Raw genomic sequence first — 614 nt, forward strand, 5'->3', positions numbered from 1 at the left:
ACTGGCTGTTCTTCGGCGCTATCGATCCGTCGATGGGCAAGAAGTCGAAGGCCCGCGACCCGTCGGCGATCCTCGTCGGCGGGCTCAACCCGAAGACCTCCATCCTCGACGTGGTAGAGGCCGACATTGCCCGCCGCGTACCGGACCTGATCATCAGCCGCGCCGTCGATCTGCAGGCCGAATACAAGTGCCTGATGTGGTCCGTCGAATGCGTGGCCTTCCAGGAATTCCTCTACACCGAGCTGATCAAGCGGGCGGGCTTGCAGGGCATTCCCTTCCCGGCGATGCCCGGCCCGACCGCGCGGGATAAAGAGCTGGCGATCCTCTCGCTGCAGCCGCACATCAAGAACGGCTTGCTGCGCCTGCACCGCACCCACTCGACGCTGATCGAGCAGCTCCAGTTCTACCCCGAGGCGGATCACGACGACGGCCCGGACGCCCTTGAAATGCTCTTCCGCATTGCCACCGAGTTCAACGTGGAATGGAGCTACACCAGCGCCGCCACGCGCCGCCGCGACCGCCGCAGCACCAGCCGCTACACCCCTGGAGATGACGACGATGACGATTAAGCAGCGCTTCGCCGCGCTGATGGATAAATTCACGACCGGCAACAA

At 64.0% G+C, this 614-nt stretch carries 1 protein-coding gene; it reads left to right on the forward strand.

From position 1 onward, the window contains the following. Nucleotides 1-569, forward strand: a 569-nt coding sequence (terL, locus tag B3547_RS19100) for a phage terminase large subunit (protein WP_292965961.1), incomplete at its 5' end; no start/stop codon positions are given. Nucleotides 570-614: the final 45 nt, after the last annotated feature.

Origin of the sequence: Novosphingobium sp. UBA1939, from assembly GCF_002336885.1 — a bacterium.
Taxonomy (GTDB): Bacteria; Pseudomonadota; Alphaproteobacteria; order Sphingomonadales; family Sphingomonadaceae; genus Novosphingobium.